This window comes from Aerococcus loyolae, assembly GCF_002871915.2.
Lineage (GTDB): Bacteria > Bacillota > Bacilli > Lactobacillales > Aerococcaceae > Aerococcus > Aerococcus loyolae.
This window is the reverse complement of record NZ_CP126958.1, coordinates 978,024-1,001,713: the sequence shown is the minus strand read 5'-3', so window position 1 is coordinate 1,001,713 and position 23,690 is coordinate 978,024. Positions and strand designations below refer to the sequence as shown.

The following is a 23,690-nucleotide window of genomic DNA, read 5'->3' as shown; positions in this document are numbered from 1 at the left end:
GGAGAATTGCATGACGGCTACAAATTATACTGTCCGTTATAATGTCTTTTCTGATATTCCTGTCTTAGAGGTATTTATGGAAGGGCAGGGTAATAAATTAAAGGACTTTATTATCGGCTATCACGGCTGGACTAATGTCAAAGAATCGATACTAACCCAAGCCATCGCTTTTGCTAAGGCAGGCTTTCATGTGGTTATTCCTGATGCCTACCTCCATGGACAACGACGACCCAATAATTACCAATACCAAATGGCAAATGACCTGGCATCTGTTTTAAAGCATAATGTAGATGAATTTCCACGCTTAGTTCAGGCAATAAGAGAGGCTTATAGTGTGAACCACCTGGCTATTTTTGGGACTTCAATGGGAGGATTGACAACAGGTTTAATCATTGCTAAGTATGGTCAAAAATTAGATGGGGCAGTCCAATACATTGCTGCCATTGATGCAGTTGAGCAATTAGGTCAGCTATATAGCCAAGATCAAGACAGTCACGGTGTAAATGAAGACTTAGCCTTTATCCGTAGCTGGAACCTAGCCGACCATCTCGATCAGCTAGAGGGTCTGCCTTTCTTTGTTTACAATGGGGGCAAGGATAACTGGATAAATACAGATATTAATCGCCAGCTTATCCCAAAAATACAAGCGAATAATGAGAAAGTTAATATCGCTTATCAGATTTATGAGGAAGAAGACCACTGGGTTCCTTATGATATTATTGAAAAATCGGTCGATTTTATCCAAAATAATATATAGTAAGATCGAATAGAATACGAAAAAAGACTTCATTTCAACGGGGTGAAGTCTTTTTTCTTGTCTGTTTTTGCTTATCGACTATTTATTATAAGTTTTATCAAATAATCTCTAAAGTTAATGTCAAGAGTATTTGACATTTTTAAAATTATTCGTTAGGATAATGTCAAGGGCTCTTGACATTAAATTAGGAGGTAAAAAATGAAAAATATTGTATTAACGATAATTATTAATTTGGTTCTTTTAGTCATTTTTACGGTTTATATCATATATGTGATGAAATTAGCAGGAAAGAACCATAAAGATGAAATGTTTAAGCACTTCAGACAACAAATCTTCAAGAATATCGGCATTGCTGTGACAATATTTTCCGGAATTTCTCTGTTTTTAAATGTCTTTCTATTGCTAACTTACTCGGGAAATATTAGTATCGATGAACTTCAAATCAGAATTAGCAATGACTTAAAATATTTTATTTTGGCTAGTGTTGTATATATTATTAATCTCATCCGTCTTCGTTTCCTTATTCACCGTCAAGAAGGAAATGAAGAATAGTCATGAAAAATAAATTAAAAAGTATAAGAAAAGAACATAAGATGACCCAACAAGACTTGGCTGATTTAGTAGGGGTTTCCCGTCAAACCATCAATATGGTTGAAAATAATAAATATGATCCCTCCCTTCACTTAGCCATGACAATAGCCAGGTACTTGAATCTACATGTTGAAGATATCTTTCTTTTAGAAGAGGACGATTCATGATGGAAAATATACTAACTATTCAGGATATTGAAAAGAGATTCGGTCAGGAAAAAATTTTAAAGAATATATCACTAGAAATATATGAAGCTGAAATAGTAGGACTAATTGGTAAAAATGGTTCAGGTAAAACAACTTTATTTAATATTATCCTAGATTACCTCAAAGCCAGTGCCGGAAGTTATCGTTGGGGGAATCAGCTTAAGCCATCTGAGCTTTCTAATATGATTAGTCGACCAAAGTTTTTTGACTATTTAAGCGCATATGAAAACTTATATTATTTTTCTAGGATAAGAGCGATTGATCCCAATCGTATTAGTGAAGTGCTGGAGTTGGTTAAACTCGATGGAGATGAGAATAAACAGTTTCGTGCTTTTTCTTTAGGTATGAAGCAGCGTCTTGGAATTGCACTATGCTTACTTAACCAGCCCAAAGTTCTGGTTCTCGACGAACCTTTTAATGGTATTGATCCAGAAGGTATTTATGATCTTTCTAATTTACTATTAGAACTTAACCAAAGAAAAAATCTCTCAATATTTATAAGTAGCCATGTTTTAGAAGACTTATATAATATGTGTAGCCGCTTTATATTTATTGATGAGGGTAGGGTCATTAAGGATATCAGCAAGGCTGATTTGGACCACGCCTTAACTAGAAAAATTTTCATACGTTTTGATAAAGTCGACCAAAGCCTTAGAAATGCATTTCTTGATAAATTTGGAAAACAGCGGATTGACTTTAACGGTAATGTAATTATTATTCATAGCAATGACATTAACGAGTATGAAATACATATGTGGCTTAATAAGAATGATATTAATTACAAGGAAATTAATAAAAATAAACAGACCATGAATGAATTTTTTATTAAAACAATTAGAGGAGGATAGATAATGACATTCATAAAAGCTGAATGGTTTAGACATAGTAAAATAAGGGCTTATCCTTTCTTTATGCTTGCTTTAATTATGATTAGCTTAGCAATAAATCTCTATTTAAGACTAATAACCCCTTACCATGATTTTGACATTAATTTATTAAATGGCACAAAAATAATCATTAGTTTATTTTTAATGGGATTAACAATAGCCTTTCCTATCATTACTTCCGCCTTTTCCAACAAAAGTCGTTTCATCAAAGAACAATTAGTCACTTCCCAGATCAATTTTAAGCAAGCTTATCTGTGTGATTTAATCATAGCCAGCATCTATAGCATGGTTGCCTTTGTTCTTTTCATCGGTTTCTCCTTTATTTTTGGGCGTACACTTTTGGGCCCATCACTTAGCCCTTTAACCTTTGGCCCTGAAAATATAAGTGTATGGCAAGTATATCTTGCTATCTTAGTCGCTATAGTTACTCTGCTTGTCCAAGCGATAAGCATTCATAAAATCATTAAGAATTCTATTCTATCAACTGGTTTATTCATAGGTATTTCTTATGTCTTAGCGATTATATTGTTACAGACCCGATTTTTTAGTCAAACGGCTGCCTACCTCTCTTTGCTTTTCCCAATGTGCAACATGAACTATTGGGTAGGAGGACATATTAGTTTTCTATCTTTCATTAGTCTTAACTTTGTGCTCATACTTGCCCATGTTGGTATCGTTCTTACTTATAATAAATTCAAAACTGGATTAACTAGTCATTAACTTAAGTCCTATAAAAAGAAGCCCTGATTTTTGTCAGGGCTTTTGATTATATCTTGAATTTATTCAGCTCATGGCTTTAAAAGCCATCATTATGTTTTAAGTATTCCTCTTCCTCAGGAGTATTTTCACGACCTAAATATTCATTGCGATAGGGATAACGGCCATATTCTTTAATGATATCATAATGCATTTTTTCGTATTTTAAGCGATGGCTTAGACCGGGCTCAGAAGCAAAAAGTTCGAGAGCTTGTTCATGAATTTTAAGCGATTCCGAATGCATAAAGGGCATATAGAAGAAACCACGTTCTTCAACTGTTAGCCCACTTAAATCAGCATGCCTTATTCCTTCTTGAGCTAAAGCAAGGGCCATATTGTCGTAAGCGTAGGCTTGGCCACTATTCCGGTAAATATTACGGGAGAACTGGTCTAAGACAATAATTTCAGCCAGTCTACCTTCAACCTCTTGACGCCAATCTGCGTGTTCACCAGCAGCAACTTGTCCATGTAGCTTAGAAAAATTATCTATAATTAATTGATCAACTTGGTCGCCACCGTTAAACCATTGTTTGGGATCAAGTTCCTTAAACCAAAAATCGAGTACATCATTATAATCCATTTTTTCACCTCTCAGATAACTAATCTTTTATTAAACTTATCATAGAAAGCTTTATTAAGCGAATAAATCGACAAATATTGGTAAGTTGGCGAAAAAATATAATCCTAGGTATAATTAAATTAGTATTTCATGGCTGTAAGTACTTAATGTTATTAGAAAGGATGAAAAAGATTGAAAGATTTTTTATAGCTCTAATTTTGATATTATAGGGAATGTTAATATCACGAGTGCCAAATAATCGTTTTATGGTCTTATATTTAATCCTTTCAATAATCATTTGTTTAAGCTATACATATCATCATAAGAAAAAGAAATAGGTGAGTATTATGCAAGAAATTGCCTTAGTTGCCTTATCCAATGGGCTGAGTATCAAACAGAAAGAATCGTTAGAAAACTTAATCAAACTGTTAGAAAATCTTTCTCTCAAGGTTCACTACCAAGAGGATGCCTTATTCAGTGACTCTAAAGTTGGAGCAGTTAATGCTAAACAACGCGCTGAAATTGTTAACCAATATTTTAAAAATCCCGCAATTGATTATATCTTTGACTTATCTGGCGGGGATATTGCTAATGAAACAATTTGCTATTTGGATTATAAAGCAATTAAAAATTCGTCATGCAAATTATTTGGCTATTCCGATTTAACTACCGTCATTAACGCCATTTATAGTCAAACAGGTAAAAGTTCTGTACTTTTTCAGGTACGCCATTTAGTTGACAAAAGTAGTAATAAGCAATTTGAGGCTTTTACCAGCCTTTTAAAGAATACTAAGACAAATAAGCTAGTAAACAAATATATCCAAAAAAATTCTGAATTTATTCAGGGAAGTTCCATGAAGGGGCTAGTATTAGGTGGTAATATACGCTGTTTCTTAAAGTTAGCCGGTACTCCATATTGGCCAGATTTAAAGGGGAATATTTTATTTTTAGAAAGTTTTTCTGGCTTGGAAGGTCGTATAAGAACTTATTTAGCTCAATTGCAACAATTAGCTGTTTTTGAAGAAATTAGCGGCTTAATATTAGGGTCCTTTACCGAATTCGATAGTAAAATAGGTAGAGATTATCTATTAGATATTGTTAAAGAGTATGTCAATCCCGAACTTCCATTAGTATCGACGGAATCTATTGGCCATCAAAAAGATTCTTTGCCCCTAATTATTGGTCAAGAGCTATCCTTAAAGACCCAATTGGATTAATTACTGGTTAAATCGTCTGTATTTTGCAATGGCATAAAAACAAAACAGCAGGGACACTAGCACAGTAGATACATTCTATTGTGCTTTTTTACTTTAATATATGACCATAAATAATTATAAAAAGGGCAAGATGTGACTTAAAACCGGGCTAAGTTAAGCATTTTTCTAGTTATATAATTTACTTTCCTTGATAATTAATTTGATTAAAAAGTTATATTTTTATTGACAAGGCGATTTTACAGCGCCAAAATAAATCAATCAAATTAAAGGAGAGCTTAATGAAATCTATTTACGGAAAATTAAGAAAAGATATTTTTATCTATGCCTTTCTCACATGTTTATTATCTGTAGCCATGGTCAGTGAAGCTTATTTGATGCAATTTATTATTGATGCTATAAACTTAGGTGAAAGTAGATATATTATCGTATCTCTTTTGACCATTGCTTTTATATTAGTTCAAACACTGATCTATTATTTCCAGCAATTATTAACGGCCATATTAAGTAAAAAGTCAGCCTATGTTTTTCGCAAACAGATTTTTGCAAACATTCAAAAAGTACCGCTTGATTTACTAACTGGAGAAAAGAATGATAAACTTTTAGCTTCTTTAACCACACAAATTGATCAAGTCGAAGCCAATTATTTTTACTCGATTTATTGGGGCGGCTATCTCATTTGCCAGCTACTTGTAGCGATTATTGTTTCTTTTTACTTTAATCCTATACTGTCTATCTTATCGATTTTTCTAAGTCTTCCTAATTTATTGGTGGCCTTTTTATTTAAAAATAGCTTAGAAGAAAAGCAAGAGGAACTTATAGAAGAAACTAACTCATCAGTAGCTACTATTCAAGATTTAATTGAAGGAACTACTGACTGGCGTGTAGCTAATAAAGAATTAAATATTTTTAAGCTTTTCGAAAGCAAAACCTTAAAGCTTTTAAAGAAACAGGTGCAAGTTGAACAATCACAATATACGGTTATCAGCTTGAATCAATTGTTTTCAAATCTTCTCTATTTTGGATCTTGGATCATCGGTGGTCTATTGATTATCCATGGAGAACTCACACTAGGGGGAATGATAGCATTCTCTCAATTGCTAGCGAGAATTGCCTTTCCTATATATACTTCCTCTGATTTACTAGCAAAATATATTAGTGGTAAAAAGGTTTTAGAGACACTTTCCCAAGAATTTATCGAAGTCGATCAAGCAAGTCATACAGTGAAAGACTTTAATGTCATTTCCCTTGATCAATTTTCCTTAAAAAATAGAAAGGGCAGTAAGGCGCTTAATGTTTCCTTTGAGAAAAATAAAAAGTATTTACTAAAAGGGAAGAGCGGTATTGGCAAGACAACAATCCTGAGGGCTATTTTAAGAGAGCGAAATGACTATAAGGGCAGCGTTAAAATAGACGGCCTTGATGTTAGAACTATTAGGGAAAGTAATATTTTTGAACATATCGGCTATGTCCCACAACAGCCCCATGTATTTAGTGCTAGTTTGAAGGATAATCTGACCCTATTTTCAAATAATTATACTAATGACGAGTTATATGAAGTTTTAAATTTTGTTGAATTAAAGCAATGGTCTAATGAAGAAAGTTTAAACATGTTGCTTTCTAGTGAAGCTGTAAAACTTTCTGGTGGAGAGGCTAAAAGAGTCTGCCTGGCCCGCGCCTTACTGATGAAGAAGGAAATTCTATTATTAGATGAATTCTCTGCTGGTATCGATTATGAAACCTTATTAAAAATAGAAAACAAACTAATCCATTTAGATAAAACCCTTATTTATGTAACCCATGTCGATATTTATCGATCGGGTAAACAATTTGATGAAGTGATTGATTTAAATCAGTATTTTGCTAGCTGATAATTAAGGGAGTAAATCTTTGGATGATTCGATATACTTTGCTTATATTGTGTTTATTTATGTAATAAAATAGGTTAGGGTGGAGGAAGCTATTCTAAAACTATAGTGCATTTAAGGTGGTAATTAGCATAATGAAATATCTTAGTGGTCAGTTTGCTTTAAATATTCCCTGCAAACTAGAGACATATGGTGACTGGCATATTTTGGCCTTAGATTGGTCTAAACCTGACTTTAAAGAATCAGATAATAGTGTTTTTGGGGATTACGGCATTGAAGATAATAAAAAATTACCTTATCATACAGGCACTTATTTTGTAGCAAACCATTTAAGAGCTATATTAGATTTGTTAGATGATGGCTACGTAAAATATTTAGTAGGTATGAAGAATGACTTTATTGGTACAGACCAATATAATGACGAATTTTTTGGTCAAGTGTATTTACTTAAAAACAATAAGCACTGGCAAGAGATTTATACCTTATTGCTGAGAGAATTTGGTCTAGAATGGTATGCCTATGTTTATGTGAAGGAAAGTTTAAATAATTAAGTTAATTTATACGATGACACAGTCTAGATGCTTTTTTAAGTACATAGAATTATACATAAGAAAATTCACTAAATATCATTATTTTCTGCATAAGATTGAATAAACTTATCCTTTTTTACTTTTTATCTTTTCTAGTTAACATAATATATATTATCGTGAGTAACAAGTCTAAATAAATCAGGTCCCTCTTTTGTTCAAATCTTCTAATAATAAACGCTAAGTTTTTTCGTAATTCAAGCGCAATAAATAGCGTCTATTAACTTGCTTTACAATTCTAGCTAATAAACGCTACTTATAATATATTATTGATTACGATCAATTAAGTCTTGGTACAATTCGCTTACCGTCTTTTTGTAGATAGGATGCTTTTTATTAGGAGCGATTTCTTTTAAAGGTCCTAAGACAAAGTCACGATTGACCATGTCGATATGTGGAATCGTCAATTCTTGGCTATCCAAGACTATATCTCCGTAAAAGATAATATCGATATCTATCAGACGTGGACCCCATCGATAGGTCTCTGTACGCCCCATTTCTTTTTCAATCTTCTTTATAGCTTTTAATAAATCCAAGGGAGCTAAATTCGTTATGATTTCGATAACTCCATTGAGAAAATCATCCTGATCAGTAACCCCGTAAGCGGCATTAGATAAATTGGCTGATCTTTTAGTGACTTTTGTGCCTTCCAAGGCATCAACGGCTTGCACAGCTTGATCTAGATTCTTGCTGAGCTCTCCTAAATTAGAACCAATAGCTAAATATACTGTTGTTTTCATTTAAATAACTCCATCACCCGAATCGCACGTAAATTTTCTTTAACATCGTGAACCCGCACCATTTCTATTCCTTTCATGGCTGCAAAACAGGAAACAGCAATTGTCCCTTCTAGACGCTCACTAGGCTCTAAGCCTCCCAAACGTTGACCGATAAAGGTTTTCCTGGATACTGCCAAAAGAATAGGAAGCTGATATTTTTTCATAAAGTCAATATTCTTAATTAAACTAACATTGTGCTCATAGTTTTTACCAAAGCCAATACCAGGGTCTAGGATAATCTTATCTCTTTGAATGCCGTGATCAAGGGCTAATTGAATTTGCTGGTCGAAAAATTCTTCTACTTCAGTAATTAAGTCATCGTAATGCGGATCATTTTGCATGTCTTTAGGTTTGCCTTTTATATGCATAATAATTATGGGCACTTGATATTTAGCAACTACATCAGCCATTCTTTCATCAAAAGTGAGTCCAGAGATATCATTAATAATATCCGCACCAGCTAATATAGCTGCTTCCGCCGTTGTGGCCCGATAAGTGTCAATAGACAATAAGATGTTAGGGTATTTTTCTCTAATCATACTTACAGCTCTTTGGATATTTTGGATTTCAGTCTGCTCATCAACTGGATCAATGCCGGGACGTGTTGATTCTGCTCCAATATCTAAAATAAAGGCACCTTCTTGAATAAACTGATCTACCCTCTGCATTAAATTTTCTTCTGAAACACGAGATTCTTTGTAAAATGAATTTTTAGTAATATTAATAATTCCCATAATTTCAGTTTGCTGAAAATCAATTTTTCTACCATCTCTTAAAACAAAACTATGCATAATTTTCCTCTCTTAACTAGCATATTCACCATTAACCCAGTATTTCTTTTTGAATAACTACTGACTTCTAGGTATTATAAAATAATAGCATATAAAGCATATCGTTTGGAATACTTTTATAGTGTGATCGAAAAGCTAGAATTTCATTTCCGAGTTTTTCCCACTGCCAGGGACATCAAAGAAAAAGAAAAAGAAAAAGAACAGGACCTTCTAATCCTGTTCTTTAATTGGGGGCTATTTAAAGCTTGTTAAATCTTACAAGTAGAAGATTTGTGCCACAATGACAGTAACGATTAAGGATAATAAGAAGCCACCGTTACTTACAATAAATGCTTCTTTAAAACCATGTTTGAAGTCTAAACCACTAATATTGTTAAAGGTTAAGACAACTCCTGATTGAGGAACAACTGTAATTACTCCACCACCAATAACAACGATACGGTGGATAATTTCAGCTGGAATCCCCATTGATAAGTAAGTTGGTGCTAATTGGGTAATAACTGTCCCAATGGCACCTGAAGCAGCCATTACCCCTGAAAGAATAGCAGTTGCAACCGCTAAACTAACTAATGGTGGTCCAGGAATATTAAGGATGGCTTGTTTAATCGCGTCAAAGGTTGGTGCACTGGTTAATACCGCCCCAAAGGCCACAGCACTTGCTGCCCCAAAGGAAGAGCCAACTGAGCCGGTTGCCCCAGCATTTAAGACTTCTGTTTGCTTAGGTAAATAGGACTTGAATAAGAATGCTGATAGCACAATGCTCATGGTTAAGGCAATTAAGATAATATTATCAACATTTGAAAATATCATAATAGTTGCAATTAGAATTACCAAAGGAATAATACTGGTCACAAAGGATGGTAAGTCATTATCAGAATGTTCAACGACATCCTCTTCGATATGACTTGTATCTCCTTCAAGATATGAATAGAAACCTTCCCCTTTTGCTTGACTCTTGTCGAGTTCGTATTTCATATACCATAGACCAAAGCCCAGCATGACAACAGTAGAAATAATCCCAAGCACTGGAGCAGCCGTTAAGCTCGTGCCAAGTGTCGTTGTAGGAATAGCATTTTGTACGGATGGAGTCCCCGGAATCATGGACATGGTAAAGGTCCCGGCTCCTAAATATAACGGAATAGATAATAATTTCCAGTTAATGTCTAATTTCTTAAAAATCGGTCTGGCAAGAGGAATTAAAGTAAAGAAAACCACAAAAATACTAATACCACCAAAGGTTAATAAGGCCCCGATAAAGGTTAAGGCTACCAGCACTTTATAGGCACTTTCAGTTCCGACTTTATCTAAGATAAAGTTAGCGATAGAAACAGTTGCTCCACTTTTATCCATGTATTGGCCTAAAATAGCACCCAGGATGAAAATCCCGAAGTTCTTAATTAAAAAGCCAGCCAATCCGGCCATATAGGAATTTTCTGGACCAATTAATGACCCAAAGATATCCATTTGGTTACATAAGATAATAATTAAAGCAGATAGTGGCGCTGCCACTACCATGCTTAAACCTTTAAATGAAAGGTAAATGACGCTAATTATGGCTACAATTAGCCCAATGATACCAATAACTTCCATAAGTTAATACACCTTTCCTCGTTCTAAAGACTATCGATTGCTTGCAGCGTTTTCGCCAGCAATTCTTCCGTAAGTAAAGATGTCAATTAAGGCGTTTCCACCGAGACGGTTCCCTGCGTGAATACCACCTGCAACTTCACCTGCTGCAAATAAGCCATCAATAGCTTCGCCATCTTCATTGATCACTTGGGCATTCACATTGATTTTCAAACCACCCATGGTATGATGGGTTGCAGGACTTCTTGGAGTCGCGTAGAATGGAGGAACCTCTACTTTATAGTTGAATGAACCCTTATTAAATTCAGGATCGTGTCCATCCTCAACATATTGGTTATATTTCTCAATGGTATCAACCAGTACTTCAGGATCAATATTGATTTGTTCAGCAAGTTCTTCCAAGGTATCTGCTCTAAAGCAAGCATCATTTTTAATATCATTTTCAAGTTGTTCATCAGTAGAATTGAAACGAGTTGCCGCAATATTTTTGTCAGAAATATTGTAAATCAAGCCGCCTTGGTCAAAGATTGCTTGGCAAAGTTGGTCACGAGTCCCATATTCATTAACAAAACGTTTACCTTCTAAGTTAACAAAGACGAAATCAGAAGGTGGACAGTCAATCCCACTGAAGATATTACCTGTAATAGGGTCGGCACTAGGCATCAATTGAGCAAAGCCCATATCTACTAGAGCTGCATTAACTGATAGCCCCATTGCAATACCATCACCGGTTAAGGCTGGTGAATTGGTTGTTGGAATCGTTTCAGGAAGATTACCCCAGTAATTATCATATTTTTTGACCATTTCATAATTAGCTGAATAGCCACCAGTAGCCATAACTACCCCACTCTTAGCGTGAACAGTTAAGTCATTACCGTTACTGTATTGAGCTTTGACACCAACAATTTTACCGTCTTCTACCAGTAATTCTTTAGCTTGGCAGTCGGTAATAATTTCTCCGCCTTGTTGGGTAAAGTATTTTTGCAAGGGGTCAATAAAGCCGTAGCCCCCAGTAGGAATTGGTTCACGGGCACGACGCCAGGAAGCTCCCACAGGTTCAGTAACATGCTCTTCATCAAATTCAACACCCTTGGTTTTCATCCATTCAATGGTTTGACGACCTTTGTGGGTTAAATTAGATACTAAGTCATAATTACCATAGGTAACATGACCATCTAAGTCTTTCCGGGTTCCTCCTAATAAGGTTTGGATACAGAAGAGGTTTTCTGAATCGAAGAGGTAATTTTCCCCGTTTTCCATATCAGCAAAGTATTTTTCTAGCTCGTCTTTTAACTCACGGAATTGTGGGCGATAGGCTTCTGGGAAGTCCGCTTCGTCCATTTGATAAATCCCTTTTAAGTTATTAACTTCTCCTGGGAAAGCATCAAAGCCTTTTTGCCATTCAGGGTCAGCAGAGTTAATTTGTCCCCCAGTCCGAGTAGTATTTCCGCCGAGTGAAGGGAATTTTTCAAGAAGAATGACCTTAGCTCCCTTATCAACGGCACCGATAGCTGCTGATAAACCGGCTCCACCTGAACCTAATACAACCACATCAGCAGTTTTTTCACCAGGACTTTCAGCTTGGTCAGCTTGGTATTTAGGGCGATTACGGAATTCTTCAGGATTCCCACCCGCTGCTTCAATAGCGTCAGCAACACCTGCCAAAATCCCCTTACTAGTTACTGTCGCTCCACTGACGGTATCAACATTGAGGGTTTGGCCTTCAATAATTGCTTTAGGAATTCTTTCAAAGACTGGTGAAGTGATTCCCTTACTTTCACCACTGGTATCAATCTCAATACTCTTAATGCGATCGTCAGTCAGAGTAACTTCCATAGGTAAAGACCCATTGTGTCCTGCTGCTCTAACAGAATAACTACCTGGTTCAAAAAGACCTTTTGTCATCTTTATACCTCCTAAAAATAAATAGATAACCTGTGTTCATGATAAGGATAACATATTAAGAATAGCTGTTACTATACTTTAGGAGTTAATATAAACATGTTCAATTTCAAACTAAACAAAATAGGAAATAACCCATTAGTGATTAAAGTAATCGCTATCATGGATTCTTGTAAAAATGTTATAATGTAATTTATTAATAAATATAATGAGGTAATTAAATGAAATTAGACCGTATTATCAGTAAATATCATTTAACGGACACTGAAGTTGATATTTTAAAACATTTAATCCAATCTGATGCCAAGTTAACAATCCGCGAGCTAGCAGAAAAAGCCTATGTTTCCCCGGCAACCATTATTCATTTAGCCAAAAAAATGAACTTCTCCGGTTATAGTGAATTATTATTTCAATTTAACCAAGAACGTGAAAAAGAAATGCACGTCAGCCAACAATCAATTATCGATTGCTATGGTGATGATTTTTATCAAATGATTGAAAAATACCAGGATAAATTATTTATTTTTATGGGGCTAGGCTTTTCCTTACACTTAGCTAATTATATGTCTGACCTCCTAAATACTTTTGGCTTTCGCTCCATAAGTAATACTTATGAGGAATTCATCAATAAAGAATTTGCTAATGAAGCTGTCATTATTTTTATTAGTCACTCCGGTGAGACTGAATATCTTCTGCGTTTAGCTCAGCTTGCCCATAAAAACGGGGTGGAATATATGGTTTTTACCGGTAACCCGAGTGGTCAACTGCAAGAAAATGCGCAATTAACTATTGACACCAAGTCTTTTTCTATTTTTCGTTATAAGGAATACAAGCCCCAGGTCTTTTTTGGTCTGACACTCATTTATTTTGAGGAATTAATCGCTGATTCCCTGAAAAGATTAGACAGATAGCATATATTAATCACTTAAAAACCCAGTGGATTATTAGACAATTCACTGGGCTGATTGTATGGTTTCATTTTACTTAACATTGAGTAATAATTCATCACTGACTAGTTGATTACCGACACTCTTTTTAAAGAGTTCCATAAGATCTTCAACTGACAATTTGCTTTTATCATATCCACTCACATCAACCACAATTCGCCCTTCATGGAGCATAATTAAACGGTTCCCATAGCTTAAAGCGTCGTTCATATCATGGGTAATCATTAAGCTAGTTAATTGATGCTCCGAAATTAATTGGTCTGTTAAGTCCATAACCATAGCACTGGTCCGGGGATCAAGAGCTGCAATATGTTCATCCAGGAGTAAAAGTTCTGGCTTCTCCAAAATAGCCATCAAGAGCGTTAACACCTGGCGTTGCCCGCCTGATAAATTTGCAGCTGGTGTGGTTAAACGTTGATCCAGTCCCAAATTCAGTCGGCTTAATTCCCTATGAAAAACTTGCCGCATGTCTTCAGTGACCGCCAGATTAAAAGACCGCTTTTTTCCTCTTTTATAAGCAATAGCCAGGTTTTCTTCAATGGTTAAGTTACGTGCAGTTCCCATTTGTGGGTCTTGAAAAACCCGACTAACCTGTCCAGCACGTTTAAAGGCAGGATCTTGAGTAATTTCTTTTCCCTTTAAAAAGATCTGCCCAGAAGTCACAGGATGGGTTCCAGCAATTAAGTTTAAAAGGGTTGATTTTCCCGCGCCATTGGATCCAATCACACAAACAAACTCCCCTTCGTGAATGGTCAAATTAAAGTCTTTGATCACATAATTTTCATTAGCACTATTCCTATTGAAGACTTTGTTAACCTGCTTTAATTTCAATAATTCTGACATAGTGACCACCTTTCTACTGCTTTTGTTTTCTCTTGTGTTCGATTTGACTCTTGGCATAAGGAGCAAAGAGGATAATCGCTAGGGCAAGGGAAGATAAAATTTTTATATCACTTGGTAAGACCGGAATGACTTGCTGTTGCATGATAAGGTCAATAATTAAGCGATAAATTACTGCCCCTAAAGCGATCGTTACTAGGCGTTTACCAAAGCTCAAATTTCGACAAATAACCTCACCTATAATAACTGCTGCTAAGCCAATAACAATGGTTCCTGTCCCCATGGCAATATCGGCATAACCATTATTTTGACAGATAATCGCACCGGACAAAGCGATCAAACCATTTGAAATCATCAGGCCAACTAATTTCATTTGATCAGTTCGAATACCATTGGCCTCCGCCATGAGGGGATTATCCCCGGTCGCTCTCAGACTCAAACCATACTCTGTATTCATAAATAGGACCAAAACAAAGATCACTAAAATGACGAAAATCAGGCTAACAATCAGAGAAGCAGCAGTTAAATTAAAGCCCAGATTGTAGAGGCTATCCATTAGGCTAGCTTCACCTAATAAGGGAATATTGGCTTGCCCCATGATGCGAATATTTACCGAATAGAGTCCGGTCATGGTTAGAATCCCTGATAATAGGGCTGGAATATGCATCTTATTAATCATAAAACCGTTAACTGCTCCTGCCAGCATACCAGCAAGGAAAGCAATCAATGTAGCTAATAAGGGGTGCCAACCTGAAACAATTAGCTTGGCACATACCGCTGCCCCGAGAGGAAAACTTCCTTCAGCAGACATATCAGCAATATCTAAAATGCGAAAGCTTAAATAAACCCCAAAGGCTAAAATTGCCCACATCAGGCCCTGAGAAATACTAGAAATAATGATGGCCATTGCTCTATTCTCCCTTCTTCAACTTTTCGGTATCGATTCCAAGTGCGCTTGCCATTTCTTCATTCACTTGTAATTCGAATTCATTAGCTTTTTCTACTGGCATTTCACTAATGTCAGTACCCTCTTTTAAAATTTTAAGGGCCATTTCAGCAGTTTAACGGCCTAGGAGTTTGAAATTAACTCCGTAGGTTGCTAGACAACCCTCAATATGAGCACTTTCTGCGCCAATTGTCGGAACTTTTTCTTCTTTTACTACCTTGCCGATAGTAGGAATGGTTTGGGCAATGGTATTATCAGTCGGTAAGCAAATACCATCTACCTTTTTAGCTAAAGCAGTGATTGCAGATTGCACTTCATTAGTTGTGGTTACCGTTTGAGCTTCGACCTTTAGGCCTTTACTTTCAGCGTATTCTTTAAAGGCAGTAAATTGAATTTCTGAATTGACCTCGCTTGAATTGTATGGCATGCCAACTGTCTTAATTTCTGGGTTGATCTTTAAGAGCAAGTCGACCGCTTTTTCAACGGGAGCTCTGTCACTAGTCCCACTAGCATTGGTCCCTGGATGATCGTTTGATTTAACCAAATTGGCCGCTTCAGGATCGGTGACTGCGGTAAATAAAGTTGGCGTTTCCTTATCAGCATTGAGTGCTGCTTGAGCAGCGGGCGTAGCTATTGTAAAGACGAGATCTTTTTGCCCTTTCATCCCCTGAGCTATGCTATTGAGATTGGATTGGTCCGCTTGGGCATTTTGGTAGTCGATTTTAACCTTTTCACCATCTCTTAAGCCGCCTTCAGCTAATCCTTCTAGAAAACCTTCACGGGAATCATTAAGTGCTTGATGTTCTGCGTATTGAATGATGCCAATCGCTTTTTGATCGTTCTCTTTCCCTTGGCCACAGCCTATTAGACCAAGAGCTAAGGCTCCTAAGCTCATTATTTTAATCACTTGTTTTTTCATCATAATCTCCTCTTTCTAATATCTAAAACCACTATTTTATTTATTTTTAACAACAAAGTCTTAATAAAAAATAAAAAAGGTTCAATTAGTTTTGATAAAAACTAATTGAACCTTTTGCGAGTGTATTCCAAAAGAATTCGCCTCAAGCCATTAGAATTTATCATTCCAGATGGCTTGAACACATAAAAACTGTAGCCATCATAGATACAAAAACTTGCGTTTGTTTGTACCTATGATAGTGTCACAGCTACAAACATTATCTAAAATAGCTATAGTAATATGTATTAGTGGTGATATCTAAAGATAAAACCATATGCGAATTGAATTGGATTTTTAACATTTCTCTTACGTCCTTTTTATTAAGATATATCCATCTTAAGCAGGAATTTGATAAATGTCAACGCTTTTCTTGTTTTAATATTCAAACAATTTGAAATTTATTGAGACAAAACCGGCTTCGTGTCAGAAAAATGATCTCCACACGAAGTCAAGAAGGCCTCAAATCATCGGCTTAAGCATTAATAAAAGTTTTAAATTTTAAAGGGATAAATTTTTCAAAAAGTGAGTCCTAAAAATAGTTAATCAAAAAAGCTGGACCCTAAGTCCAGCTTCGATCTACTTCTATTAAGTTGACTCTTTAAATTAAAAATAAGCAATTAGCCTTCAAAGGAATCTGTTAATGGAGGGACAATTTGTTTCTTACGCGAAACAATGCCCTTTAAAGCTAATTGATGGTCTGTAACATCTACATCAAAGGCTTTTTCAAAGTTTTTCGTTAAGGAATCATCGCCAACTAATAGACCTTCTGAGTCATTGGTTAAGATGTTGGTTATCACCAATAAGAAAGCATCGTAATTATTATTAATTAGTAGTTCTTTCATGGCTTTAAGGATTTCATCCTTACGTTTGATGACATCATTAGCATCAACCACATTCACTTGGCCAATGCGGACTTCTTTGCCACCCATATTAAAGGATTTCGCGTCTCCATCAGCGATTTCTACAGCTGATTTATCATCAACATTAGCACCAGCCTTAAGCATTTCGGTTCCGTAGCTTTCATCGTCCACTCCAGCAATTTCAGCTAGTTTTTTAGCGATTTCCTTGTCTTTTTCGGTACAGGTTGGAGAAGAATAGAGTAAGGTGTCAGAGATAATCCCTGATAACATTAAGCCGGCAATTTGTTGAGGGATTTCAACGCCCTTTTCTTGGTAAAGGTCATAAATCACACTTTGGGTACATCCTAAAGGTTTAGCAATGTAATAAAGTGGTGCAGAGGTTTCGAAGTTTCCTACCCGGTGGTGGTCGACCACGGCAAAGACATTAAGGTCTTTTATATCTGCAACAGATTGTTGGAACTCGTTATGGTCCACTAAAGCTACGGTATCAGTTTCATCACCGGCTTTTTCAATCACACGAAGGCCTTCATGATTAAAATGGTCTAGGGCATATTTAGTTTCGTCATTAGCCTCTCCTAAGGCAACGGGTTCGGTATCATAACCTAGGGTATTTAATAAATAGCTAAAGGAAATAGCACTGGTAATCGCATCCATATCAGGATTTTGGTGGCCAAAAATTAAAATTTTACTCATAATAACTCCTATCTTTTACTCTGAATAGTATAAATAAAGTATTCAAAAGAATTATTTCAAATTTATATTTAGTGTAACAAAAGCAGGCCCAATTGTTAATAGAATAAATCGTAAATCCAGTTATTAGGTCACTTATTTTTCTGGATCTTTTCTGTAGAGGGGAATGACATTAAGCAATTCACCAAAACGGCCTTCATCAACAATTTGTGAGCCATTACTATAGCGTTCATGTAGAGGAACATCGACAGCCTTGATCTGGCTTAGTTCCCCATTACTGGTATATAATTCATAGACTTCTTGGGTTGATTCAACCTCTAGAGCTTGAACTAAGCGGTGGGGTTTTGATTTAACCTCACGCAGTACCATCAGCCCTCGCTTAGCCCGCGTCATGGTTTGAATATCCCGCCAACGTATCCGTTTCATATAACCTCGCTGTGTGGCAAGGAGGATTTGCTGGTCCTCATCCACCTGGTCTTGGTAGACAAAATTAACCACTTGGTCTTGGTCTTTAAGGTTGATGGAAATAACCCCCTTAGCCCGTAAACCCACTGTATTAATTTCACTGATTTGGTAACGCAGGCTAAAACCTAAGGCGGTAAATAAGATCACTTCGCCACTTTGCTTATCGTTTTGCTTATTGACTAAATAGCAATTAACCACCTCATCAAGAGGATTAGCTAAAGGCATAATTTGAGACGCTTTATTCTTATGCCCCCGGATTTTCTTTAATTCACTGAGCTTACTTTGTTTAATCATCCCTTCTCGAGTAGCAAGGACAATCGTATCCTGACTGTCCTTATCGTAAGGATAGACTTGGATAATCTTCTCATCGGAAGCAATAGGGATGCGTTGGGAAAGGTGTTCACCAAGGTCCTTCCAACGAAGTTCTTGCATCTCATAAACCGGTTGAAAAATATAATTGCCCTTATTAGTAATAAAAACTAAATTATCTAAAGTTGAATGCGAAGCTAAGTATAAGACATGATCACCATCTCTTAGGCCTAAGTCAGAGAAATTAGAGGATTGGTAGCTTCTTAAGCTAGATCGCTTAATATAGCCACCCCGGGTTACTACAGTAACAACCTCTTCATCAGGAATTAAAAATTCCTTTTTAATTTTTATCTCTTCTACCTCAGCTTCAATCTTAGTCAAGCGGTCAGTAGCATAAGCCTTTTTGATGGCCTTTAATTCTGATTGAATTAACTTCATTAAGATCGCTTCATCACTTAAAATGGCTTGGTACTGGTTAATGGCTTCATTTAGAGATAGCTTTTCTTCTTGTAAAGCCGTAATATCCGTATTGGTTAAGCGATAAAGTTGTAAGGTGACGATAGCTTCTGCCTGTGCCTGGGAAAATTGATATTCACTGATCAGGTTATTTTTGGCATCCTTTTTATCAGAACTGTTGCGAATAATAGCAATCACTTGGTCAAGAATGGATATGGCCTTAATCAAACCATCGACAATATGGCGCCGGCTTTGGGCCTTGTTCAAGTCATATTGGGTTCTGCGGCTCACCACATCTTTGCGGTGGTCGATATAGGCTTGAATAATCGCAATTAAACCGACCTGTTCCGGACGTTGCTTATTGATGGCCACCATATTGAAATTATAGTTAATTTGCAAATTAGTATGTTTAAAGTAATACTGTAAAATCTGATCGGCATCAGCATCTTTCTTCAGTTCAACAATAATACGTAAGCCAGATCGGTCAGATTCATCACGGACTTCCAGTACCCCATCAATACTTCGGTTGAGACGTAATTCGTCCATTTTACGGACCAAATCAGCCTTATTGACCTCAAAGGGGAGCTCAGTAATCACGATCTGTTTTCGGCCTGCCTTAAGCGACTCCACTTCCGTTTGTGCCCGAACTACTACCTTGCCTCGTCCCGTTTTATAAGCTTTAATCAGCTGGTCTTTTCCTTGAATAATGCCCCCAGTGGGAAAATCAGGCCCAGGAAGATACTTCATCAAGGTCTCTACCTTAGCCTTGGGGTGATCAATATAGTAATTGACTGCATCAATGACTTCCCCTAGATTGTGGGTGGGAATTTCAGTAGCATAACCTGCTGATATTCCTTGTGAGCCATTGACTAATAAATTGGGAAAGCCAGCAGGTAAAACAACAGGTTCTTCCTCAGTATCATCAAAGTTCAAGATGGTATCGACAGTATCTTTATTTAAGTCCTTGAGCAGTTCATCGGCCAGCTTAGATAAGCGCGCTTCAGTATAACGCATGGCTGCCGCAGGGTCGCCGTCCATGGACCCATTGTTCCCATGCATGTCAATTAGGGGCATGCGGTTCTTCCAGTCTTGACTCATTCTCACCATGGCTTTATAAACCGAGCTATCTCCATGGGGGTGGTAATTACCAATCACATTCCCGACAGTTTTAGCAGACTTCCTAAAAGCATGGTCTGAAGTATTCCCATCATGGTACATGGCATATAAAATACGCCGTTGGACGGGTTTGAGTCCATCCCTGATATCAGGCAAAGCGCGATCTTGAATAATATATTTGGAATAACGACCAAAACGATCGCCCATCACTTCATCAAGGCTTAATTCTTGAATGTCAATCGCCATTCACTTCAGCTCCTTCATCAAATAAATCCATTTGCCCTTCCTGATCACTCATACTTGTGACTTGGTCCGATTGAGCGATTAATTCACTAGCTTCGATCGTATCGTTCTCTTCATGATTGGCATGTTCCAATAACTTATCCTCTTCATCCATGGTAAATTGAACATTATCTTCGATCCAATCTCGCCGTGGCTCGACTTTATTTCCCATCAGGACGGATACCCTTTTTTCAGCTTGCGATAAGTCATCGAGGGTGACACGGATTAGGGTCCGACTTTCAGGATTCATGGTGGTATCCCATAATTGGTCAGCATTCATTTCTCCCAAACCTTTATAACGCTGGAGGGTATAGCCCTTACCAATTTTTTTAGTCTCTTGAGCAAGTTCTTCATCCGTCCAGGCATAAGCAATCTTTTCATTCTTGCCCTTGCCTCGGGAAAGTTTATACAAAGGCGGCATAGCAATATAAACCTTGCCCGCTTCAATTAAGGGGCGCATATAGCGGTAAAAGAAAGTTAATAGTAAGACTTGGATATGGGCCCCATCAGTATCCGCATCGGTCATGATGATCACTTTATCATAGTTAGAGTCATGGATATCAAACTCTGGCCCCACGCCTGCACCTACCGTATGGATAATCGTGTTTAGTTCTTCATTTTTTAAGATATCAGTTAGGCTCGCCTTTTCCGTATTCAAAACCTTCCCTCTTAAGGGAAGGATAGCTTGGAATTTACGGTCTCGCCCTAGCTTGGCGGAACCTCCCGCAGAATCTCCTTCGACCAAGAAGAGCTCATTTTTCTTGGTATTTTTACTCTGAGCGGGAGTGAGCTTACCGGAAAGTAAGGTTTCTTTGCTCTTACCTTTTTTGCCATGGCGACTTTCCTCCCTAGCCTTACGAGCTGCTTCTCGGGCCTGGCGCGCTTTTAGGGCCTTACGAACTAGCATTTGGGCAATTTCGCCGTTCTCTAATAAATAGATCGATAAATGGGTGTTGACCATATTTTCTACGGCTAAGCGCGCTTGCGGAGTTCCTAATTTTCCCTTGGTTTGTCCTTCAAACTGTAAAATTTCTTCAGGAATCCTAACAGAGATGACCGCTGTAAAGCCCTCACGAACATCTGACCCTTCTAGATTTTTCTCCTTTGGCTTTATCAGATTAACCTTTCTGGCATACTCATTGAAGGCCTTAGTCATCCCGGTTTTTAAAGCCGTTTCATGGGTCCCGCCATCTGGCGTACGAACATTGTTAACAAAGGATAAGATGGTCTCAGAATAGCCATCATTGTATTGAAAGGCTAATTCCATTTCGATATTAGAACTTTTATCCTTGTCTTCTATATAAGTGACCTCTTGGAGTACTTCTTTATTTTCATTTAAATAATGAATAAATTCGACCAGACCATCTTCATAGTGAAAGCTTTCCTGGCTAGCATTTTTTTCATCAGTAAAATGAATCGCTAAGCTTTTAGTTAAAAAGGCCTTTTCCCTTAATTGTTCTTTAATGGTGTCACTATTAAATTCCGTTGCACCAAAGATCTTAGGATCGGGGTGAAAGTGAATACTGGTTCCAGTCTGCTTACTTTTGTGACTGGTTAACTTAGGTTTATGCGGCTTACCGCCCTGACTAAAGCTTTGATAATACTTTTTATTATCCCGGTAAACCGTAACCTCTAAGGAATCAGATAAGGCATTAACTACACTAGATCCTACTCCGTGGAGCCCTCCAGAGGTCTTATAAGCACTTTCGCTAAATTTTCCCCCCGCGTGAAGGACGGTCAGGATCACTTCAACAGTTGGTTTGCCACTACTATGTTTGCCAATCGGCATTCCCCGTCCATTATCAGTTACCGTAACGCTATTATCTTCATGAATGGTCACAGAAATTTCATCACAGTAGCCGGCTAAAGCTTCATCAATGGAATTGTCTACAATTTCATAGACCAAGTGATGTAAGCCGCGATTATCGGTTGACCCGATATACATTCCTGGTCGCTTACGAACCGCTTCTAAGCCTTCTAATATTTGAATGGATGACTCATCATAAGTTGCCTTAGAATTTTTTGCCATGCAGTGCATCTCCTCTAACCTATTTATATGCATATTTACCATAATACTTTAATTTCGGTAAATTGTAAAATGAAGTGCATAGAGAAAAGGACGACAAAAAACCAGTGATGCTCTATACTTAAAAGCGTCTAAACCCAAGTAAAGGAGCACTCACTGGCTATGAAACATTCTAACACGAAACCTAGATCATATACACACCTTTCTGCAGAAAAACGCGGAATTATCCAAGCAATGCACCAAGAAGGACATAAACAGAAAGAGATTGCTGACGCCGTTGGCGTCAATCAATGCACCATATCTCGTGAACTAAAACGTGGAAAAACACGTCAAATGAACTATGATCATACCTACGTTGATGTCTATCTTGCAGAAACTGGCTCGCGTGTTTATAAAGATAATCGGTCAAATTCTAAAGCCAGAGGCGCTTTGTATGGAAAATCTAACTTCATTAAAGCCTTTGAGGAAGCCTTACTGACACCTAAAGAAGACCGTATTTTCAGTGTTGATACGTTTATTCATGATTACCGCAGAAAACACCCTTTAGAAAGAGTTCCTTGCACCAAAACCATGTATAAATATATCAATCTTGGTTTATTAAATGTGAGGAATATTGATCTTCCTATGAAAACAAGGATTCGTCCAAGAAAACAACCTAGTGAACCGCGTGGGACGAATAAAAAGGTATTTGGAAAAAGCATTGATCAGCGATGCCCAGACGTCCTTTCAAGAGAAGAATTTGGTCACTGGGAGCTTGACCTCGTGATAGGAAAGAAGACTAAAGGAGAGCCATGTCTTATTACTCTAGTTGAACGGAAAACGCGAAAATTCCTCACCAAGAAGACTTGGAAGTGGGATGCAGATTCCATTGTAAAATCGGTTAAAAAGGTGATTCTTAAAGAGGGTCAAGCGTGTTTTAAAACCTTAACGACCGATAACGGCAGTGAATTTTCTAAACTATCTCAGCTTGAGTATGCTCTGAAGGATTTGGAAGTCTTTTTCGCCCATGCCTATTCAGCTTGGGAAAAAGGCAGTAATGAGAGACATAATCGCATGTTAAGAGAATTCTTGCCCAAAGGGACAAGCTTTAAAAAGCTGACATACCAGGAACTCGCACACTATACGAATACAATAAATAATCGCTTTAGAAAGGTCTTAGATTATCAAACCCCTAACGACTGTTATAACCTAGAAGTTGCGAAACTTCAGGAAACGCTTAAAGAAGCAGGCTAAAGTGCTTAACAAAGCATAGAGATTCAGTGTGGGCCAGTCAAGGTCCGCTTCGCTCTCCACCTTGACAGCCCCACCCTG

At 37.1% G+C, this 23,690-nt stretch carries 22 protein-coding genes; 10 read left to right on the top strand and 12 right to left on the bottom strand.

Annotated elements, in window-relative coordinates:
• The first annotated feature begins 10 nt into the window (after positions 1-10).
• The 5 genes from CJ190_RS04580 (at position 11) to CJ190_RS04560 (ending at position 3,161) form a co-directional block, all read left to right on the top strand.
• A complete protein-coding gene (locus tag CJ190_RS04580) occupies positions 11-757 on the top strand; it encodes an alpha/beta fold hydrolase (protein WP_064292448.1) in 747 nt (248 codons plus the stop codon).
• Between the two features lie 198 nt (positions 758-955).
• Positions 956-1,309: a hypothetical protein gene (locus CJ190_RS04575; RefSeq protein ID WP_064292447.1), complete on the top strand. Its 354-nt coding sequence runs from the start codon at positions 956-958 to the stop codon at positions 1,307-1,309.
• Positions 1,310-1,311: 2 nt separating this feature from the next.
• A complete protein-coding gene (locus tag CJ190_RS04570; protein WP_064292446.1) occupies positions 1,312-1,515 on the top strand; it encodes a helix-turn-helix transcriptional regulator in 204 nt (67 codons plus the stop codon).
• Positions 1,512-2,402 (top strand): ABC transporter ATP-binding protein, encoded by an 891-nt coding sequence (locus CJ190_RS04565; RefSeq protein ID WP_064292445.1) that lies wholly within the window; start codon positions 1,512-1,514, stop codon positions 2,400-2,402. Before CJ190_RS04570 ends, CJ190_RS04565 begins: the two co-directional genes overlap by 4 nt.
• A 3-nt stretch (positions 2,403-2,405) precedes the next feature.
• On the top strand, positions 2,406-3,161 hold the full coding sequence (locus CJ190_RS04560) for a hypothetical protein (RefSeq protein ID WP_064292444.1): 756 nt from the start codon (positions 2,406-2,408) through the stop codon (positions 3,159-3,161).
• Between the two features lie 76 nt (positions 3,162-3,237).
• On the opposite strand, the gene CJ190_RS04555 is transcribed toward CJ190_RS04560, so the two are convergent.
• A complete protein-coding gene (locus CJ190_RS04555; protein ID WP_064292443.1) occupies positions 3,238-3,777 on the bottom strand; it encodes a DUF924 family protein in 540 nt (179 codons plus the stop codon).
• Between the two features lie 326 nt (positions 3,778-4,103).
• Between CJ190_RS04555 and CJ190_RS04550 the strand changes: the two genes are divergently transcribed.
• The 3 genes from CJ190_RS04550 to CJ190_RS04540 all read left to right on the top strand — a co-directional run bounded on the left by CJ190_RS04550 (position 4,104) and on the right by CJ190_RS04540 (position 7,389).
• The gene (locus CJ190_RS04550; RefSeq protein ID WP_070597916.1) at positions 4,104-4,973 is read left to right on the top strand and encodes an LD-carboxypeptidase; all 870 of its coding nucleotides are present in this window, start codon (positions 4,104-4,106) and stop codon (positions 4,971-4,973) included.
• Between the two features lie 278 nt (positions 4,974-5,251).
• The gene (locus CJ190_RS04545; protein WP_064292441.1) at positions 5,252-6,841 is read left to right on the top strand and encodes an ATP-binding cassette domain-containing protein; all 1,590 of its coding nucleotides are present in this window, start codon (positions 5,252-5,254) and stop codon (positions 6,839-6,841) included.
• 131 nt (positions 6,842-6,972) lie between these two features.
• A complete protein-coding gene (locus tag CJ190_RS04540) occupies positions 6,973-7,389 on the top strand; it encodes a hypothetical protein (protein ID WP_064292440.1) in 417 nt (138 codons plus the stop codon).
• Between the two features lie 302 nt (positions 7,390-7,691).
• Here CJ190_RS04540 and folK read toward each other — a convergent pair whose 3' ends face one another.
• The 4 genes from folK to CJ190_RS04520 all read right to left on the bottom strand — a co-directional run bounded on the left by folK (position 7,692) and on the right by CJ190_RS04520 (position 12,487).
• Positions 7,692-8,165: a 2-amino-4-hydroxy-6-hydroxymethyldihydropteridine diphosphokinase gene (gene folK, locus CJ190_RS04535; protein ID WP_064292439.1), complete on the bottom strand. Its 474-nt coding sequence runs from the start codon at positions 8,163-8,165 to the stop codon at positions 7,692-7,694.
• The gene (gene folP, locus CJ190_RS04530) at positions 8,162-8,995 is read right to left on the bottom strand and encodes a dihydropteroate synthase (protein ID WP_064292438.1); all 834 of its coding nucleotides are present in this window, start codon (positions 8,993-8,995) and stop codon (positions 8,162-8,164) included. Before folP ends, folK begins: the two co-directional genes overlap by 4 nt.
• A gap of 255 nt (positions 8,996-9,250) precedes the next feature.
• On the bottom strand, positions 9,251-10,585 hold the full coding sequence (locus CJ190_RS04525) for a GntP family permease (protein ID WP_064292437.1): 1,335 nt from the start codon (positions 10,583-10,585) through the stop codon (positions 9,251-9,253).
• 30 nt (positions 10,586-10,615) lie between these two features.
• Positions 10,616-12,487, bottom strand: a complete 1,872-nt coding sequence (locus tag CJ190_RS04520) for a flavocytochrome c (RefSeq protein WP_070597917.1) — start codon at positions 12,485-12,487, stop codon at positions 10,616-10,618.
• A 218-nt stretch (positions 12,488-12,705) separates the two neighbouring features.
• Here CJ190_RS04520 and CJ190_RS04515 point away from each other — a divergent pair, with 218 nt between their 5' ends.
• On the top strand, positions 12,706-13,395 hold the full coding sequence (locus tag CJ190_RS04515; RefSeq protein WP_064292435.1) for a MurR/RpiR family transcriptional regulator: 690 nt from the start codon (positions 12,706-12,708) through the stop codon (positions 13,393-13,395).
• 69 nt (positions 13,396-13,464) lie between these two features.
• Here CJ190_RS04515 and CJ190_RS04510 read toward each other — a convergent pair whose 3' ends face one another.
• The 7 genes from CJ190_RS04510 to parE all read right to left on the bottom strand — a co-directional run bounded on the left by CJ190_RS04510 (position 13,465) and on the right by parE (position 22,382).
• Entirely contained in the window at positions 13,465-14,274 is an 810-nt protein-coding gene (locus CJ190_RS04510; protein WP_064292434.1) for an ABC transporter ATP-binding protein, read from the bottom strand.
• 13 nt (positions 14,275-14,287) lie between these two features.
• Entirely contained in the window at positions 14,288-15,178 is an 891-nt protein-coding gene (locus tag CJ190_RS04505; protein ID WP_064292433.1) for an ABC transporter permease, read from the bottom strand.
• A gap of 4 nt (positions 15,179-15,182) precedes the next feature.
• Complete coding sequence (locus CJ190_RS04500; RefSeq protein WP_168162764.1) at positions 15,183-15,323, bottom strand: hypothetical protein; 141 nt, start codon at positions 15,321-15,323, stop codon at positions 15,183-15,185.
• Between the two features lie 9 nt (positions 15,324-15,332).
• Complete coding sequence (locus CJ190_RS04495) at positions 15,333-16,139, bottom strand: ABC transporter substrate-binding protein (RefSeq protein ID WP_083307059.1); 807 nt, start codon at positions 16,137-16,139, stop codon at positions 15,333-15,335.
• 653 nt (positions 16,140-16,792) lie between these two features.
• Entirely contained in the window at positions 16,793-17,728 is a 936-nt protein-coding gene (locus CJ190_RS04490; RefSeq protein ID WP_064292431.1) for a manganese-dependent inorganic pyrophosphatase, read from the bottom strand.
• Between the two features lie 132 nt (positions 17,729-17,860).
• The gene (parC, locus tag CJ190_RS04485) at positions 17,861-20,317 is read right to left on the bottom strand and encodes a DNA topoisomerase IV subunit A (protein ID WP_101562017.1); all 2,457 of its coding nucleotides are present in this window, start codon (positions 20,315-20,317) and stop codon (positions 17,861-17,863) included.
• The gene (gene parE, locus CJ190_RS04480) at positions 20,307-22,382 is read right to left on the bottom strand and encodes a DNA topoisomerase IV subunit B (RefSeq protein WP_070597919.1); all 2,076 of its coding nucleotides are present in this window, start codon (positions 22,380-22,382) and stop codon (positions 20,307-20,309) included. Before parE ends, parC begins: the two co-directional genes overlap by 11 nt.
• Positions 22,383-22,541: 159 nt before the next feature.
• Here parE and CJ190_RS04475 point away from each other — a divergent pair, with 159 nt between their 5' ends.
• Positions 22,542-23,612: an IS30 family transposase gene (locus CJ190_RS04475; protein WP_101562109.1), complete on the top strand. Its 1,071-nt coding sequence runs from the start codon at positions 22,542-22,544 to the stop codon at positions 23,610-23,612.
• Positions 23,613-23,690: the final 78 nt, after the last annotated feature.

What these genes read in the sequence shown, in the direction of transcription:
- CJ190_RS04575 (WP_064292447.1), top strand. Translation starts at nt 956, where the DNA reads ATGAAAAATATTGTATTAACGATAATTATTAATTTGGTTCTTTTAGTC.
- CJ190_RS04580 (WP_064292448.1), top strand. Translation starts at nt 11, where the DNA reads ATGACGGCTACAAATTATACTGTCCGTTATAATGTCTTTTCTGATATT.
- CJ190_RS04525 (WP_064292437.1), bottom strand. Translation starts at nt 10,585, where the DNA reads ATGGAAGTTATTGGTATCATTGGGCTAATTGTAGCCATAATTAGCGTC.
- parC (WP_101562017.1), bottom strand. Translation starts at nt 20,317, where the DNA reads ATGGCGATTGACATTCAAGAATTAAGCCTTGATGAAGTGATGGGCGAT.
- folK (WP_064292439.1), bottom strand. Translation starts at nt 8,165, where the DNA reads ATGAAAACAACAGTATATTTAGCTATTGGTTCTAATTTAGGAGAGCTC.
- CJ190_RS04520 (WP_070597917.1), bottom strand. Translation starts at nt 12,487, where the DNA reads ATGACAAAAGGTCTTTTTGAACCAGGTAGTTATTCTGTTAGAGCAGCA.
- CJ190_RS04495 (WP_083307059.1), bottom strand. Translation starts at nt 16,139, where the DNA reads ATGATGAAAAAACAAGTGATTAAAATAATGAGCTTAGGAGCCTTAGCT.
- CJ190_RS04510 (WP_064292434.1), bottom strand. Translation starts at nt 14,274, where the DNA reads ATGTCAGAATTATTGAAATTAAAGCAGGTTAACAAAGTCTTCAATAGG.
- CJ190_RS04540 (WP_064292440.1), top strand. Translation starts at nt 6,973, where the DNA reads ATGAAATATCTTAGTGGTCAGTTTGCTTTAAATATTCCCTGCAAACTA.
- CJ190_RS04560 (WP_064292444.1), top strand. Translation starts at nt 2,406, where the DNA reads ATGACATTCATAAAAGCTGAATGGTTTAGACATAGTAAAATAAGGGCT.
- CJ190_RS04475 (WP_101562109.1), top strand. Translation starts at nt 22,542, where the DNA reads ATGAAACATTCTAACACGAAACCTAGATCATATACACACCTTTCTGCA.
- folP (WP_064292438.1), bottom strand. Translation starts at nt 8,995, where the DNA reads ATGCATAGTTTTGTTTTAAGAGATGGTAGAAAAATTGATTTTCAGCAA.
- CJ190_RS04500 (WP_168162764.1), bottom strand. Translation starts at nt 15,323, where the DNA reads ATGGCCCTTAAAATTTTAAAAGAGGGTACTGACATTAGTGAAATGCCA.
- CJ190_RS04565 (WP_064292445.1), top strand. Translation starts at nt 1,512, where the DNA reads ATGATGGAAAATATACTAACTATTCAGGATATTGAAAAGAGATTCGGT.
- CJ190_RS04515 (WP_064292435.1), top strand. Translation starts at nt 12,706, where the DNA reads ATGAAATTAGACCGTATTATCAGTAAATATCATTTAACGGACACTGAA.
- CJ190_RS04550 (WP_070597916.1), top strand. Translation starts at nt 4,104, where the DNA reads ATGCAAGAAATTGCCTTAGTTGCCTTATCCAATGGGCTGAGTATCAAA.
- CJ190_RS04555 (WP_064292443.1), bottom strand. Translation starts at nt 3,777, where the DNA reads ATGGATTATAATGATGTACTCGATTTTTGGTTTAAGGAACTTGATCCC.
- CJ190_RS04505 (WP_064292433.1), bottom strand. Translation starts at nt 15,178, where the DNA reads ATGGCCATCATTATTTCTAGTATTTCTCAGGGCCTGATGTGGGCAATT.
- CJ190_RS04490 (WP_064292431.1), bottom strand. Translation starts at nt 17,728, where the DNA reads ATGAGTAAAATTTTAATTTTTGGCCACCAAAATCCTGATATGGATGCG.
- CJ190_RS04570 (WP_064292446.1), top strand. Translation starts at nt 1,312, where the DNA reads ATGAAAAATAAATTAAAAAGTATAAGAAAAGAACATAAGATGACCCAA.
- CJ190_RS04545 (WP_064292441.1), top strand. Translation starts at nt 5,252, where the DNA reads ATGAAATCTATTTACGGAAAATTAAGAAAAGATATTTTTATCTATGCC.
- parE (WP_070597919.1), bottom strand. Translation starts at nt 22,382, where the DNA reads ATGGCAAAAAATTCTAAGGCAACTTATGATGAGTCATCCATTCAAATA.